General features: G+C 64.3%; 1 pseudogene. It reads left to right on the forward strand.

From position 1 onward, the window contains the following. Window positions 1-319, forward strand: a pseudogene (locus tag SB753_RS35940) (hypothetical protein); the annotation flags it as partial.

Raw genomic sequence — 319 nt, forward strand, 5'->3', positions numbered from 1 at the left:
TCTGGCGCTACCGCAACCAGACGCTCGCCGCGTTGCTGCTGATGATCTCGGCAAAGCTCGCGACCGTGCTGATACCGCTCGTGCTCAAGCATGTCGTCGACGAATTGGGGCACCCGGTCGCGCAGGCGTTCTTTCCGGTGTTTCTCGTATTGACGTATGCGTTGCTGCGTTTTCTCGGCGACGCGTTGAACGAAGCGCGCGACGTGGTGTTCAGCATCGTGACGCAGCGCACGGTCGCCGCATTCACCGCGCGCTGGAACGCGACGCGCCGTAGCAGGGGAGCCGTCGCGATGACACCGAGCTGCACGAGCAGGACGCC

Source organism: Paraburkholderia sp. SIMBA_053, assembly GCF_046534895.1.
Classification (GTDB): Bacteria; Pseudomonadota; Gammaproteobacteria; order Burkholderiales; family Burkholderiaceae; genus Paraburkholderia; species Paraburkholderia caledonica.